Origin of the sequence: Streptosporangium sp. OZ121 (assembly GCF_051918885.1) — a bacterium.
In the GTDB taxonomy this organism is placed as follows: domain Bacteria; phylum Actinomycetota; class Actinomycetes; order Streptosporangiales; family Streptosporangiaceae; genus Streptosporangium.
Genome location: NZ_JBPXMC010000033.1, coordinates 78,500 through 92,683, shown reverse-complemented (window position 1 = coordinate 92,683; position 14,184 = coordinate 78,500). Strand labels below are relative to the sequence as shown.

The following is a 14,184-nucleotide window of genomic DNA, read 5'->3' as shown; positions in this document are numbered from 1 at the left end:
ATCAACGCCGAGGACGCCGGCCGCAACTTCCTGCCCGCACCCGGCACGCTCACCGCCATGCGCACCCCGTCGGGGCCAGGGGTGCGCCTGGACGCCGGTTACGAGGCGGGCATGACCGTCCCGCAGTCCTTCGACTCCCTGATCGCCAAGCTGGTGGTGACCGGGGCCACCCGGACGCAGGCCCTGGAGCGCTCGCGCAGGGCCCTGGCCGAGTTCGAGATCGGCGGCATGCCGACCGTGCTGCCCTTCCACCGGGCCGTGGTGGCCGATCCCGCGTTCACCGGCGACCCGTTCTCGGTGCACACCCGGTGGATCGAGACCGAGTTCGACAACACGATCACGCCGTACGAGGGAGAGCCGGACACGTCCGAGGAGCCGGGCGAGCGGGAGCGGATCACCGTCGAGGTGGGCGGCAAGCGGCTGGAGGTGGTGCTTCCCCCGGGGTTCGCCGCGGGAAACGCCGGGAGCGCCGGGAGCGCCGGGAGCACAGCCGCGGGCCGCGCCTCGAAGGCGCCGCGCCGGGGCGGCGGGGTGGCCAAAAAGGCCGCGAGCGGGGACTCGCTGGTCAGCCCGATGCAGGGCACGATCGTCAAGGTCGTGGCCGCCGACGGCGACACCGTCGCGGCCGGTGACACGATCGTCGTGCTGGAGGCGATGAAGATGGAGCAGCCCCTCGCCGCCCACAAGGCGGGCACCGTCACGGGACTGGCCGCGTCGGTCGGCCAGAGCATCACCTCGGGCGCCACGATCTGCGAGATCAAGGACGCCTGAGCGCGCCCGCGGGCCGGGACCGGCACGACGATCGGATACTGGGTCCCCGAGAGATGCCTGGCGTGGGCCGTGAGGGGATACGGTCGAGGGGTAGGGAACTCTGTCGCCCGCTCATTCGTCTTCAGGACGAAGGAGGCTTTCTGCCGTGACCATCACAAAAGCCGCGCCAGGTCGTTTCGGTGCCACGATCATGGCACTGTTCGCCGGGCTACTGGCCATGTTCATGATCGCCCCGGCGGCCAATGCCGCGGCGCCGGACCCGAGTGCGATCGTCTCGGAGCTGAAGGACGGGGACAACTTCTACGTTGATCCCGCGGCGGGGCTGCCCCCCAACGCCGTCGACGCCATGCGCGGCGCGGCCGACCAGACTTCCTCCGTCTACGTGGCGATGCTGCCCGAGGGCTCGATCAGCAGCCAGTCCCAGGCGAGGACCCTGCTGAGCTCGCTCCTCAAGGGCGTCGGGTCGAAGTCCACCGTCCTGGTGATGAGCGGTAAGACCCCGTTCGGCGTCACCAACATCAGGGGCGTCGACGTCGACGAGCTGCTCGGGCGGGCCAAGACCACCGGCAGCCCCACCGACAACGTGATCAACTTCGTCAAGCTCGCCGACGAGGCGGCCGTCGGTGCCGGTGCCCCGTCCGGTTCCTCCGGCTCCTCCGGCGGCTCCAGCGGGGGCGTGCTGGTCGGCATCCTGGTGCTGGCCCTGGCCGGCGGCGCGGGCATCTTCCTCTACTCGCGCAAGAAGAAGAAGCAGCGCGAGGAGCGCGAGGCCGCCGAGCTGGCCGCGGTCAAGCAGACCGTGGACGAGGACGTCACCAAGTTCGGTGAGGAGATCACCGACCTCGACACCGACGTGAAGCTGCTCAACGACGGCGGCGACCACCAGCAGGACTGGCAGCGCGCCCTCGACTCCTACGAGCGGGCCAAGGTGGAGCTCGCGGCGGTCAAGCGCCCCGACGAGTTCCGCGGCGTGACCACCGCACTGGAGGAGGGCCGCTACGCCCTCGCCTGCGTGAAGGCGCGCGTCAACCACCAGCCGGTGCCCGAGCGGCGCTCCCCGTGCTTCTTCAACCCGCAGCACGGTCCCTCCGCCCGCGACGTGCGCTGGGCCCCGCCCGGCGGCGCGCTGCGCGACGTGCCCGCCTGCGCGGCCGACGCCGAGGCCGTCGAGCGCGGCTTCGAGCCGCAGACGCGCGAGGTCATGGTCAACGGCCAGCGCCGCCCGTACTACGACGCGGGACCGGCCTACCAGCCCTACGCCTACGGCTACTACGGCGGCTTCGGCGACGTGATGACCGGCATGCTCGTCGGCACGATGATGGGCAGCATGATGAGCGGCGGCTTCGGCTACGGCGGCTACGGCGGCGGCGCCGAGAGCGGCACCGACTTCGGCGGCGGAGGCGACTTCGGCGGCGGAGGCTGGGGGGACTTCGGCGGCGGAGGCGACTTCGGCGGCGGAGACTTCGGCGGGGGCGACTGGTAGCCGTCCACGGCGGAACGACCGGCAGGACAGGTAGGACGGAACGAACGTGACGCCGACGGGCGCGTCTCCCCTCCCGGGGAGCGCGCCCGTCGGCGTCACGGAGGACTCCCGGTCGGGTGCTGTCGCGAACGGTGAGTCTCGGCTGGAGCAGGATCCCGTCGGGAACGGCCGGTCAGGTGCTGTCGCGAACGGTGAGTCTCGGCTGGAGCAGGGTGCCGTCGGGGACGGCGCGGCCTTCGAGCTTCTCCATGAGCAGCCGGACCGCCTGGCGGCCCACCTCCTCGGCCGGGATCAGCACCGAGGTGAGCGGCGGGCTGGCGCGTTCCGCGATGTCGTCGGGGCAGATCGCCACCACGGCGATGTCGCCGGGTACCCGCCTGCCGTACTGGCGCAGCGCCCCCAGCACGTGGCCGACCGCGGCCTCGTTGTGCACGACCAGCCCGGACAGGCCCGGCCTGACGTCGAGGAGCCCGGCGATCGCGGTGGACACCTGGTCGAAGTTCTCCTCGCACGGCAGGGCCACCCCGGTCAGGCCGGTCTCGGCCACGGCCGCGGCGAAGCCCTCCCGGGTGCGGCGGGCGAAGCCGGTGCCCCGCTCGTAGACGACCGAGGGCGCGCCGAGCAGCGCGACCTCCCGGTGCCCGCGCTCGGCCAGGTGCTCCACGCAGAGCGCGCCCGCCCGCGCGAAGTCGAGGTCGACGCAGGTCAGACCGGCCGAGTCGGCGGGGAACCCGATCAGCACGCTGGGTTCGGCGAGTTCCCGCAGCAGCGGTACCCGGCTGTCGTGGAGCTCCACGTCCATCAGCACCAGCCCGTCGACCAGCGCGCTCGCCGCCGCCCTGCGGAGCCCGTCGGAGCCCTCGTCCGCGGTGAGCAGCAGCACGTCGTGGTCGTAGCGCCGCGCGGCGGTGACCACCGAGGTGGCGAACTGCATCAGCACCGGGACGTGCACCCCGGCCCGCAGGGGCAGGACCAGCGCGATGACGTTGGCGCGCTTGCTGGCCAGGGCCCTCGCCCCGGCGTTGGGGTGGTATCCCAGGACCCGCACGCTGTCGAGCACCCGGCGCCGGGTGTCGGCCGAGATCGCGCGCTTCCCGCTGAGCACGTACGACACCGTGCTCACCGCGACCCCCGCGTGCCTGGCGACCTCGCTGATGGTCACCGCCCGCCCGCTCACCCGGCCTCGCCGAAGCTCAGGGAGGCGACGGTGATCCCCGCGTTCTCGAACACCACATAAAGATCGTGGACTCCCCTCGCCTCCGCAAGCCCGGTGCGCACCTCGACGAGGTCGTGGCGGCCCGCGCGGGGGACGGGGAGGTCGCCGACGACGGGCCCGTAGAGGGGGTCTTCCAGGCGCACGGTGATCACCCCGCCCTCCTCTCCGGCGGCGACGGCGGCGCAGGAGGCGGCCCCCTCCCCCAGGTCGACCGCGCGGAACACGATCCAGGCCCCCTCGGCGACGGACCGTACGGCGTCGCCGGAGACCCTGGCCGCGTCCACGAACGTCACCGAGTCGTACTCGTCGTGGTCCACGGCGGCGATCGGGCCCGCGAGGGCGTCGCGCGGCGGGATCCGCTCGCCGTCGACGTGGAAGGGTGCGCACAGCCGGATGTCCCGCGAGGAGCGGCCGACCATGATCTTGTGGGGGGCGTCCTCGACGACGAACCGGCCCCTGGTGACGTCCCAGAAGGCGAGTTCCGCGACGTCGAGGCCCCAGTCGACCCGGGTGCTCTCTCCGGGGGCGAGGCGCACCTTGACGAAGCCGCGCAGGCGGCGCAGCGGCTGCTTGACCCGGGAGCGCCGCTGGCGGGTGTAGATCTGGACGACCTCCACCCCCTCGCGGGAACCGGTGTTGGTGACGGTGACCGAGGCGGTGACCCTGCCGCCGTCGCCGTCGGCGCCGCCCTCCACCGAGACGGCCAGGTCGGCGTAGTCGAAGGTGGTGTAGCCGAGGCCGTGGCCGAAGGGGTAGAGCGGGGTTCCCCTGAAGTACTGGTAGGTCGCGTCCGAGGCGATGATGTCGTAGTCGAGCAGGTCGGGCAGCTCGCGCGCAGAGCGGTACCAGGTCTGGGTGAGCCTCCCCTCGGGGGCGGCGTCGCCGAACAGCACCTCGGCCAGCGCGTGCCCGTACTCCTGGCCCCCGTGCGAGGACCACAGCACCGCGGGCGGGTCGTCGATGTCCCAGGTCACCGGGTAGCCGCTGCTGATCACCATGACGGTTCTCGGGTTGGCCTCGCGCACCGCCGCGACCACGGCCTGCTGCGCGGCGGGCAGCGCGAGGTCGAGGCGGTCCTCGGTCTCCCTGCCGTTGACCAGCGGGTGGTCGCCGACGACCACCACGGCCACGTCCGCGGTCGCGGCGAGCGCGGCGGCGGCCTCGGCGCCGTTCACGACCCGCTCCACGGTGAACCAGGCGGCGGCGTCGGCGTCGGCGGCCAGGCGGAAGACCTCGCCGTCCAGGGCGAGGTAGCGGCCGGTGGAGATGTGCCGGAGCGCGAGCGCGCCACGGGGACGGTCCTCGGTGCGGAAGGTCTGGCGCACCTCCCAGCCGTTGGGACCCGGCTGGTCGTTGACCAGCACCCCGTCGTCGTCGACGGACAGGTGGCGCCCGGTCGCCACGGCCCGCAGGGCGTAGCAGCCGCCGCCCCAGTCGAACAGGTCGAACAGGCCGGGCTCGTCGCCGACCCCGAGCGGCCCCCCGTCGGGGTCGGCGACGACGTGACGGCCGTTCACACCCTCCGCGCCGCCGTCCACCGAGAGGGTGATCCGGTCCACGGCCTCGCAGAAGACGGTCTCGCACCGCTCGGCGAGCCCGGCGCGGGCGGTGACGGCGTACGGGAGGGTCCCGGAGTACCAGTCCTCCATGAGCGTGTCGCCGAGCTGGCCGATGACCGCGATCCTGCGCACCGAGGCGTCCAGCGGCAGGACGCCGTCGTTGCTCAGCAGCACGATCGAGCGCCGGGCGGCCTCGCGGGCCAGGCTCTGGTGCTCGGGGCAGTTGACGACCGCCTCGGTGATGTCGTCGTACGGGGTGGAGGGGTCGAACTCGCCCAGCCGGAAGCGGACGGACAGCGTGTGCCGGACGGCGGCGTCGACGTCCGCCTCGGTGAGCAGGCCGCGCTCCAGCGCGGCGCGGAGGTGGCCGAGGGTGGCCTCGGGCCGGTCGTCGTCCTGGGTGAAGCTGTCGAGCCCCGCCCTGATCGCGTGGGCGTACGCCTCGGGGAGGTCGTCGTGGTAGCCCTGCAGGCCGGTGAGGTTGGCGGGCGCGTACGCGTCGCTGACCACGAGGAGGTCGTCGGGCGCCCAGGCCCGCAGCACCTCGCCGATCAGCGGGCTGAGGTGGGCCGGGCGGCCGTTGACCAGGTTGTAGGAGGGCATCACGGCGACCGCGGCGCCGCTCTCCAGGGCGGGCCGGTAGGCCGGGAGCTCGTACTCGCGCAGCACCCGGGGCGGCAGGTCGCTGGAGGTGACGCAGCGGTCGGTCTCGTTGTTGTAGCCGAGGAAGTGCTTGAGGGTGGGCGCGGTCTTCAGCACCGTGGGATCGCTCCCACGAAGGCCGGAGGCGTACGCCGTCGCCATGACACCGGTCAGCCACGGGTCCTCGGAGTAGCCCTCCTCGTTGCGGCCCCAGCGGGGGTCGCGCAGCGGGTTGACGACCGGGGCCCAGACGTTGAGTCCCGCCCCCGCCGGATCCTTGTGGTGGAAGGCCAGGACCTCGTCGCTCGTCGCCTCGCCGACCCTCCGGACGAGGTCGGGGTCCCAGGTGCTGGCCAGCCCGACCGCCTGCGGGAACACCGTCGCCGGGCCGAGCCAGGCGAGGCCGTGCAGCGCCTCGGTGCCGGTACGGAACGGACCGACCCCGAGGCGCTCCACCGGCCGCTGGTACTGGTGCAGCAGCCCGATCTTCTCCTCCAGGGTCAGCCGGCCCCGCAGGTCCGCGACGCGCCGCGCGAGGGGGAGTTCCGGATCACGGAACGGTTCGTTCATCGGGGACCATCCCTTTGAGAGCGTCGAAGCGCTTCGATTCCGACGTGGTTCCAGCAGGGTTCGAGCAGGGTTCCGACAGGGTTCCGACCTGGAAGGGCGCCTCAGTCGAAGCGCTTCGACAATCGGTCAGGGAAAACTCCGTCGCCACCCGCGCGCTCCGGCATCCGTTACGCGCGTGTTTCGAACGGAGCTTCCCTGAAGGGTGCACTCCTGTGCGGCCAAGGTCAAGAGGCGGACGGCAAACGGTTGCGTTCCACCGGGAAACCGGAGCGCAAGACCGCCTGCGAGCGACCCGGGCCCCGGGATCCGGGTCGGGAGATCCGCCGGGAGCACCGTGAAACCAACTGAAACCAGCGTGGATCCCGGGCGGCGTCCACCACGGCGTCCGTCACGGCGTCAGCTGGACACGGGACGGCGGATCACGAGATCCGCGGCAGGCGTCCGGAGTCCACCGAGTCGAGCACCCGGGCGGCGCCTCCCAGCGCGGCCGCCCCGTACCCGAGCGTGGAGGCCACGACCCGGCAGCCCCCGGCGTCCGGGGCGATCGTCCGCCCCCGGGTCTCGGCCTCCACCGAGGGCAGCAGCCACGGCGCGAGCGGCACGTAGTAACCGCCCAGGATGACCACCTCGGGGTTGAGCAGGTTGGTCATCAGGGCCACGCCCTTGCCGAGGTTGTGGCCCACGGAGCTCAGGAGGGCGAGCGTGCGCGCGTCGCCCGCGCGGGCCAGCCGCACCACCTCTTCGAGCTCGATCTCGACCTCGGCGGGCGAGATCGCGGCGTGTTCCAGCACCGCGCCGATCCCGGCGACGGCCTCCAGGCAGCCCAGGCGCCCGCAGCGGCACTCGGCGCCGAAGGGATCGAGCTGGATGTGGCCGATCTCGCCGCCGTACCCCTGGCCGCCGCGGCGCAGTCGCCCGTCGAGGATGACCCCGGCCCCGACGCCGATCTCGCCGGTGAGGTAGACCAGGTTGGCCGTCCCGGCGTGCGGGCCGAAGCGGTACTCGGCCAGGGCCGCCAGGTTGGCGTCGTTGTCGACCTGGACGGGGAAGCCCGGGTCGCGCAGGGCCTTGGTGAGGTCGCCGCAGAGGTCGGCGTCGCGCCAGCCGAGGTTGGGCGCGATGCGCACGGTGCCGTCGGCGCCGATCAGTCCCGGCACGCCCACGGTCAGCCCCAGGACCTGGCGCTCCTCCTTCGCCATCCGGGTCACGACGCGGCGGACGATCCCCGCGACGGTGGCCATGGCCTGGCCCGCCGTGCCGGCCGCACCGGGAAAGGACCTGCGCCAGGAAAGCAGCCTCTCCCCCGACAGGTCCACCGCGACCGCGGTGACGTAGTCGACGTTGACCTCGATGCCGATCGCCGCGTACGGCGAGCCGTCGAGCACGAGCATCGTGGCGGGACGGCCGACGCGGTTCTCGGTCAGGCCGGTCTCCCTGACCAGGCGGCGGTCGATCAGATCGGCGACCAGGCTCGACACGGTCGCCTTGTTGAGACCGGTGGACGCCGCGATGTCGGCCCGCGAGCACGGCGCGTGCTCCCGCACGAACCTCAGCACGACGGCGAGGTTGGTGGCCCGCACGTCGGCGAAGTCGGCCGGCCGCGGGTCAGTCGTAGATGTGATCAAAATGAGTCCCGCTCCCGCTCGGCCAGGCTGGCCCCATCATGCCCCATCGTTCACCAATCCGTGACCGCTCCCCGGCGCCCCGCGATCGGCGGTCCCTTGTGGCGGCGGCCACCCTCGACTAATTTGTTTGGTCGAAAGACTAACTAATTCTACCCCGGAGCCGTCCCCCACGACACCCCGGATCCATCTCGAAACAACGAAGGGAGCGCCCCGTGAAGGATCTTCCCCCGGGCGCGATGACCAGCCGCCGTGGATTCCTCGGGCTGGTGGGACTGAGCGCCGCGATGGTCGCGGGCGGCGGCCTGCTGGGCGCGTGTTCCGCGCCGACCGGCCCCCGGCCCGGTAGCGGGGGCGCCACGGCCGCCGCGGCGGACAAGCTGACGTCCCTCACCCCCACCTACACCGCCTTCCCCGGTATCAAGCCTGACATTCCCGGCACGATCTCCACCCTTCCGGGGGTCCCCGACGTCAGCGGCGGCTTCACCTCCTACCCGGCCAGCCCCACCGCCGCGCTCACCCAGAAGGCGGGCAAAGGGGGCACCTACAAGGCCATGACCCCGCTGTGGGGCCCGCCGCCGCCCGGCCTGGCGAGCAACTCCTACTTCCAGGCCGTCAACGCCGACATCGGCGCGACCGTGGAGTTCCAGATCACCGACGGCAACGTCTACGCCGACAAGGCCATCGCCAGGCTCGCCTCCGGGGACATCCCGGAGATCATGGTCATCCCGAGCTGGGAGATCGACAAGATGGCGGACTTCAACACCGCCGTCGACAAGACCTTCGAGGACCTCACCCCGTACCTGCAGGGCGACAAGGTCAAGCCCTACCCGCTGCTGGCCAACCTGCCGACCGCCGCGTGGCAGTGGTCGGTCTGGAACGACAAGCTCATGGCGGTGCCGTTCCCGACCGAGCCGTACCCCTTCGCGCTGCTCTACCGCAAGGACCTGTTCGACGAGAACGGCTGGAACACCAACCCCAAGACCGCCGACGAGCTGTTCGAGCTCGGCAAGGAGATCACCGACGCCAAGGCCAAGCGCTGGGCGTTCGGCAGCATCCACGAGATGATGTGGCCGACCTTCCGCATCCCGCAGGAGTGGCGGTACGAGGGCGGCAAGCTCGTCCACAAGTACGAGACCCCCGAGTTCGAGCTGATGCTGGAGTTCATGCGGAAGGTCTTCAAGGAGGGGCTGGTCCACCCGAGCGTCGCGGGCAGCAAGGGCGCCAACGAGAAGGAGCTGATCGGAAGCGGGCAGATCCTGATCTACCGCGACGGGCTGGGCGGCTGGAAGGAGCTCCTGCAGCAGCACCGCGGCAAGAACCCCGACTTCAGCCTGGGCGCCTTCCCGGTCTTCGCCCACGACGGCGGCACACCGCTGATGTACCACGGCAACGCGGCCGGCCTGTTCACCTTCGTCAAGAAGGGCCTGCCGAAGGAGAAGGTGGAGGAGATCCTCTCCATCCTCAACTGGTGCGCGGCGCCGTACGGGACCAAGGAGTACGAGCTCTCCAACTTCGGGGTGGAGGGCAAGCACTTCACCCGGGGCGAGAACGACGTCCCGCAGACGACCGACCTCGGCCGCAAGGAGGTCGCCTACACCTACGGCTTCCTGGGCGGGCGCCCGATCTACGTGGACTGGCCCTTCCCCGACGCGGTCAAGCTCAACATGGAGTGGCAGAACGCGAGCTTCCAGTATCTGGAGAAGGGCCCGTTCGACGGGATCAGGATCCAGCGGCCGTCGAAGATGTCCGGGCTGCAGGTCCCCACCGAGGACAAGTTCACCGACATCATGCGCGGCCGGCGGCCGGTGAGCGACGCCGGGCAGATCGCCACGGAGTGGCGGCGGGACGGCGGGGACGAGGCCCGCGACTTCTACATGAAGGTCCTGCGGGACAACGGCCGTGCTTAGGACGACGCCCGGGGACAGTGAGAAGACCGGGCCGGCGGGTGACCTGACCTCACCCGCCGGCGCCGGCACCTCCAAGGATGTCCGTAAAAGGGGCCCGAGGACAAGCCGGGCGCGCCCACGATCCTTCGGCGCGCGTCTGAGACGTGACTGGCAGCTGCTGCTCATGGCCCTTCCCGCGATCGGGCTGCTGGTCCTGTTCCACTACGTCCCGCTGCTCGGCAACGTGATCGCGTTCCAGGACTACTCGCCGTACGTGGGCATCGGGGACAGCCCGTGGGTGGGGCTCGCCAACTTCCACTGGCTGGTGTTCGACGCGAGCTTCTGGGACGCGACGCTCAACACCCTGACGATCACCGCGTTCCAGCTGGCCTTCTACTTCCCCGTACCGATCATGCTGGCCGTGCTCCTGGACAGCGTGGTGCGGCCCCGGCTGCGCGTGTTCATCCAGGGCATCGTCTACATGCCGCACTTCTTCTCGTGGGTGCTGGTGGTCACGCTGTTCCAGCAGATGTTCGGGGGTGCGGGCCTGCTCTCGCAGGTGCTGCGCGACCACGGGTACGACGGCATCGACATCATGACAAATCCGGATACGTTCATCGTGCTGGTGACGGCGGAGACGGTCTGGAAGGACGCCGGCTGGGGGACGATCATCTTCCTGGCCGCGCTGGCGGCCATCAACCAGAACCTCTACGAGGCCGCCGCCGTCGACGGCGCGAGCCGCTGGCGGCGGCTGTGGCACATCACCCTGCCGGGCCTGCGCCCGGTCATCGTGCTGCTGCTGATCCTGCGCCTCGGCGAGGCGCTGAACGTCGGGTTCGAGCAGTTCTTCCTGCAGCGCGACGCGGTCGGCCGGGACGCCGCCGAGGTGCTGGACACGTTCGTGTACTGGCGCACGCTGCTGACCGGCGAGTGGAGCTACGGCGCGGCGGCCGGCCTGGTGAAGGGCCTCGTGGGGCTGGTGCTGATCCTGGTGGCCAACAAGGTCGCCCACCGATTCGGCGAGCAGGGGATCTACAAACGATCATGACGACTCTTCCCCCCTGGGCCGAGCGGCCCAGCCGCGCCGGCGGGCTCCTCAAGGGGCTCGTCCTGACGCTCATCGTCGCGTGCGTGCTCTTCCCCATCTACATGGTCGTGCTGACCAGCCTGTCCACCCAGGAGGCGGTGACGGAGGCCGGCGGCCTGGTCACCGTGCCGGGCGGGCTGTCCCTGTCCGCGTACGAGGAGCTGTTCTCCGGCGGCGTGGTGACCCGGGCGGTCGGGGTCAGCCTCGGCGTGACCCTCGTCGGCACGGCGATCAGCCTGACCGTCACCGTGCTGGCCGCCTACGGGCTGTCGCGGCCGGGGTCGCTGCTGCACCGGCCGATGCTGTTCCTGATCCTGCTGACCTTCCTGTTCGGCCCGGGGCTGATCCCCAACTACCTGCTGGTCAGCTCGCTGGGGCTGATCGACACGTACTGGTCGCTGATCCTGCCCGGGGCGGTCACCGCGTTCAACCTCGTGGTGATGCGGGCGTTCTTCATGAACATCCCCGAGGAGGTGACCGACAGCGCCCGCATCGACGGCGCGAGCGAGTTCCGCATCCTGCGCACCATCGTGCTGCCCATGTCGAAGGGCGTCACGGCCGTCATCGGCATGTTCTACGCGGTCGGCTACTGGAACTCGTTCTTCAACGCCGTCCTCTACCTGAACGACAACGCCAAGTGGCCGCTGCAGGTGGTGCTGCGCCAGTACGTGCTCCAGGGCCAGTCGCTGATCGCCGGCCAGACCGGCGTCGGCACCGTCACCGGGCAGGCCCCGCCGCCTAGCCTGGCCATCCAGATGGCCATCATCGTCGTCGCGCTGCTCCCGGTGCTGTTCCTCTACCCGTTCGTCCAGCGGCACTTCACCAAGGGGGTGATCATCGGCGCCGTCAAGGGGTGAGCGGTCACGGCCGCCCGGAGGAGCCGTCCTCCCGCCGGGCGGCGCGTTCCCTGGCGAGCTCCTCCTGCAGGTCGCGGACCTGCTGCTGCAGGGTGAAGATCCGGCGTACGGCGGCGAGGGTCATGCCCTCGCCCACGAGCCGGATGGCGTCCTGGAGGTCGCCGATCTCGTGGCGGGTGTAGCGTCGCTGGCCGCCGGTGGAGCGGGCGGGGCTGACCACGTCGTGCTCGTCGAGCCGGCGCAGGAACGCCTGCTCGACGTCGAGCATGTCGGCGACCTGGCCGACGGAGTACAGCGGGGCGTGCTCGTCGTCGAAGGGCAACCGGGCCATCACCGCTCCTTTCCCGTACGGGTTCGTGGGGGTTCGCTGGAGTTCATGGGAGTTCCGTGACGGTGGCAGGGCGGGAAACGCGCGGGGGTGGGCGCCGGAACCCGGCACCCACCCCGAGGAGGTTCGTCGGTCAGACCCTGGACCTCACGGCTTGATGGATCTCTGCTCGGACGCGTTCTCGGCCTTCTGGATCTCGACCTTGCGGGGCTTGGCCCGCTCGATGACCGGGATGCGCACCGCCAGGACGCCGTTGGAGTAGGCGGCGTCGATCTTGTCGCTGTCGAGGTGCTCGGACAGGTAGACGCGGCGGGTGAAGGTGCCCATCGGACGCTCCCGGACGAACAGGCGGTCTTCCTCCCCGTACTCCTCCTCGCGACCGGCGCTCACCGAGAGCACCCCGCGGTCGACGGTCACCTCGATGGTGTCGGGGTCGATGCCCGGGAGGTCGAACTTCAGGAGGACGTCGTCCTTGCGCCGCACACCGTCCAGCGGCATGGCCCCGCGGGCGGCGGCGTCACCGGACCCCAGGGCCTGGCGCGCGAGCCGGTCGAACTGGCGGTCGAACTCCTGGATGAACGGGTCGATCGACGTCAGCAGCATCGGTAACCACCTCCGGATGAACTGGCAGGTATCCTCAAGCCTGCCTTCTCGAAAACCTCTTAGTTCAGTTATAGGTTATCGGCAGGAGGGTTCGCAAGTAGCCTCACGGAAAATTTCCAAGCTTCCTCTGTAGGAGGTCGCGGCGCCGGGTGGGACGGATCTCGGCGCCGGCGAGTTCGCGGGCGAGAGGGCGAGGGGGCGAGGGGGCGAGGGGGCCTTCGCTCCGACTCGGGCTCGGTCCGTGACTTCGCCACGATGTAAGGGGTATATTTTCTTTTTATCGGTTACGTGAAGGCGGTGAGACATGCGGATCCCCCTTGCCGACTACGTGGTGGGAGCGACCGTGGCCGGCGACCTGGCCAACACCTCTCCCACCGTGCGGGCGGCCGGGGACGCCCTGCCGACCCCGGAGGCGTTGACGCGCTTCCTCTCGGAGCACGGGCTGCGACTCGACGCCCTGGCCGACGGGCGGCCGCCGACCGGCGACGACGTCCGCGAGGTCCACCTGCTGCGCCGGGAGGCGCGTGGCGTCGTGGAGACCGAGACGGAGGACCAGGCCGTCGCGGGCGCCACCGTGCTGGCCGGGCGGGCCGGTCTCAGCCCGGCGCTGGACCGCGATCCCGGCGGGCGGTGGCAGTGGTACGTCCCGACCGCGCCGGGCGCGTCGCTCGCCGAGGAACTGGCCGCGCTCATCGGCGTCGGGCTGCTCGGCGCCGTCCGCGCCCTCGGCCACGGCCGGTTCCGCGCCTGCGTCGCCCCGGGCTGCCGCGGCGTGTTCGTCGACACCAGCCGCGGGGGGCGCCGCGTCTACTGCATGCCCGACCTGTGCGGCAACCGGCTCAATGTCGCCAATCACCGCGCGCGGCATCGACTTGGCAGCGTCCGGTGAGAGACACCGCCCAGTGAGAGGAACAGGGAGAACACGATGCAGGATCCCAGGGACGACGCGGCGACCGGCCCGGCCGGCGAGCCTGTGAGCGTGCCGGTGAGCGGACCGACCGGCGGGCCGGTGAGCGGGCCGCCGCTCGTGGGCGCCGTCCAGCTGCCGGACGGCTCCTGGATCCGCGGCCGCGGCCTGCGGCGTCCGCCGCCGGAAGGGCCGCTGCCCGGCTTCGGCCTGTACCTCGGCTCCGACCGGCTCCGCCGCCGCCAGGAGAGCGGGCTGCGGTGGCCGCACGAGTGGATCCGGTGGCCCGACTTCCTGCTGCCCCGCGACCACGATCTGGCCGTGCGGCGGATCCGCGCGCTGCACGAGCGGGCTCGGGCGGGCACCGCGGTGGAGGTCGCCTGCGGGGGCGGCGTCGGGCGCACCGGCACGGTCGTCGCCTGCCTCGCCGTCCTGGCAGGCCTGGCCCCGGCCGACGCCGTCGCCTGGGCGCGCGAGCACCACCACCCCCGGGCCGTCGAGACCCCGTGGCAGCGCCGCTGGGTACTGCGCTTCCCGCCGCCCCCTCACTCGGATCCGCGCGACCACGGTGCCGGCACATCGCGCTGAGCCGCGTCGCGGCCGGCACGGGATCAAGCGTCCACGGCCTCCTCGACGGGCGCTCCCCCGGA

12 protein-coding genes are annotated in these 14,184 nt (G+C 71.5%); 7 read left to right on the top strand and 5 right to left on the bottom strand.

The features are described from left to right. Together ACTOQ1_RS36985 and ACTOQ1_RS36980 are read left to right on the top strand one after the other, a co-directional pair. Window positions 1-771, top strand: a 771-nt coding sequence (locus ACTOQ1_RS36985) for a biotin/lipoyl-containing protein (RefSeq protein ID WP_440072635.1), incomplete at its 5' end; no start/stop codon positions are given. 145 nt (window positions 772-916) lie between these two features. Next, window positions 917-2,254, top strand: a complete 1,338-nt coding sequence (locus tag ACTOQ1_RS36980; RefSeq protein ID WP_440072633.1) for a hypothetical protein — start codon at window positions 917-919, stop codon at window positions 2,252-2,254. 172 nt (window positions 2,255-2,426) lie between these two features. Here the strand turns inward: ACTOQ1_RS36980 and ACTOQ1_RS36975 are convergent, their stop codons facing one another. The 3 genes from ACTOQ1_RS36975 to ACTOQ1_RS36965 all read right to left on the bottom strand — a co-directional run bounded on the left by ACTOQ1_RS36975 (window position 2,427) and on the right by ACTOQ1_RS36965 (window position 7,866). Then, on the bottom strand, window positions 2,427-3,416 hold the full coding sequence (locus ACTOQ1_RS36975) for a LacI family DNA-binding transcriptional regulator (protein WP_440072631.1): 990 nt from the start codon (window positions 3,414-3,416) through the stop codon (window positions 2,427-2,429). Between the two features lie 11 nt (window positions 3,417-3,427). Continuing rightward, window positions 3,428-6,241 carry a glycoside hydrolase family 3 C-terminal domain-containing protein gene (locus ACTOQ1_RS36970; RefSeq protein ID WP_440072630.1) on the bottom strand — a complete coding sequence of 938 codons (2,814 nt, stop codon included), beginning with the start codon at window positions 6,239-6,241 and terminating at the stop codon, window positions 3,428-3,430. A gap of 419 nt (window positions 6,242-6,660) precedes the next feature. Beyond that, on the bottom strand, window positions 6,661-7,866 hold the full coding sequence (locus ACTOQ1_RS36965; protein ID WP_440072628.1) for an ROK family transcriptional regulator: 1,206 nt from the start codon (window positions 7,864-7,866) through the stop codon (window positions 6,661-6,663). Between the two features lie 212 nt (window positions 7,867-8,078). On the opposite strand from ACTOQ1_RS36965, the gene ACTOQ1_RS36960 reads away from it, so the two are divergent. The 3 genes from ACTOQ1_RS36960 to ACTOQ1_RS36950 are packed head-to-tail and all read left to right on the top strand — an operon-like array spanning window position 8,079 to window position 11,696. After that, window positions 8,079-9,773 carry an extracellular solute-binding protein gene (locus ACTOQ1_RS36960; RefSeq protein ID WP_440072626.1) on the top strand — a complete coding sequence of 565 codons (1,695 nt, stop codon included), beginning with the start codon at window positions 8,079-8,081 and terminating at the stop codon, window positions 9,771-9,773. Next, window positions 9,766-10,800 (top strand): ABC transporter permease, encoded by a 1,035-nt coding sequence (locus ACTOQ1_RS36955; RefSeq protein WP_440072625.1) that lies wholly within the window; start codon window positions 9,766-9,768, stop codon window positions 10,798-10,800. Before ACTOQ1_RS36960 ends, ACTOQ1_RS36955 begins: the two co-directional genes overlap by 8 nt. Beyond that, window positions 10,797-11,696: a carbohydrate ABC transporter permease gene (locus tag ACTOQ1_RS36950; protein WP_440072624.1), complete on the top strand. Its 900-nt coding sequence runs from the start codon at window positions 10,797-10,799 to the stop codon at window positions 11,694-11,696. Before ACTOQ1_RS36955 ends, ACTOQ1_RS36950 begins: the two co-directional genes overlap by 4 nt. A 4-nt stretch (window positions 11,697-11,700) precedes the next feature. Here the strand turns inward: ACTOQ1_RS36950 and ACTOQ1_RS36945 are convergent, their stop codons facing one another. After that, window positions 11,701-12,027 carry a MerR family transcriptional regulator gene (locus ACTOQ1_RS36945; protein ID WP_440072622.1) on the bottom strand — a complete coding sequence of 109 codons (327 nt, stop codon included), beginning with the start codon at window positions 12,025-12,027 and terminating at the stop codon, window positions 11,701-11,703. A gap of 144 nt (window positions 12,028-12,171) precedes the next feature. After that, window positions 12,172-12,627: an Hsp20/alpha crystallin family protein gene (locus tag ACTOQ1_RS36940; RefSeq protein WP_440072620.1), complete on the bottom strand. Its 456-nt coding sequence runs from the start codon at window positions 12,625-12,627 to the stop codon at window positions 12,172-12,174. A gap of 304 nt (window positions 12,628-12,931) precedes the next feature. Between ACTOQ1_RS36940 and ACTOQ1_RS36935 the strand changes: the two genes are divergently transcribed. Beyond that, window positions 12,932-13,516: a CGNR zinc finger domain-containing protein gene (locus tag ACTOQ1_RS36935; RefSeq protein ID WP_440072619.1), complete on the top strand. Its 585-nt coding sequence runs from the start codon at window positions 12,932-12,934 to the stop codon at window positions 13,514-13,516. Window positions 13,517-13,552: 36 nt separating this feature from the next. Next, the gene (locus tag ACTOQ1_RS36930; protein WP_440072618.1) at window positions 13,553-14,122 is read left to right on the top strand and encodes a protein-tyrosine phosphatase family protein; all 570 of its coding nucleotides are present in this window, start codon (window positions 13,553-13,555) and stop codon (window positions 14,120-14,122) included. The last annotated feature ends 62 nt before the right edge of the window (window positions 14,123-14,184 follow it).

Coding starts and splice junctions, on each gene's coding strand:
- ACTOQ1_RS36970 (WP_440072630.1), bottom strand. CDS start 6,241: ATGAACGAACCGTTCCGTGATCCGGAACTCCCCCTCGCGCGGCGCGTC.
- ACTOQ1_RS36950 (WP_440072624.1), top strand. CDS start 10,797: ATGACGACTCTTCCCCCCTGGGCCGAGCGGCCCAGCCGCGCCGGCGGG.
- ACTOQ1_RS36945 (WP_440072622.1), bottom strand. CDS start 12,027: ATGGCCCGGTTGCCCTTCGACGACGAGCACGCCCCGCTGTACTCCGTC.
- ACTOQ1_RS36940 (WP_440072620.1), bottom strand. CDS start 12,627: ATGCTGCTGACGTCGATCGACCCGTTCATCCAGGAGTTCGACCGCCAG.
- ACTOQ1_RS36935 (WP_440072619.1), top strand. CDS start 12,932: ATGCGGATCCCCCTTGCCGACTACGTGGTGGGAGCGACCGTGGCCGGC.
- ACTOQ1_RS36930 (WP_440072618.1), top strand. CDS start 13,553: ATGCAGGATCCCAGGGACGACGCGGCGACCGGCCCGGCCGGCGAGCCT.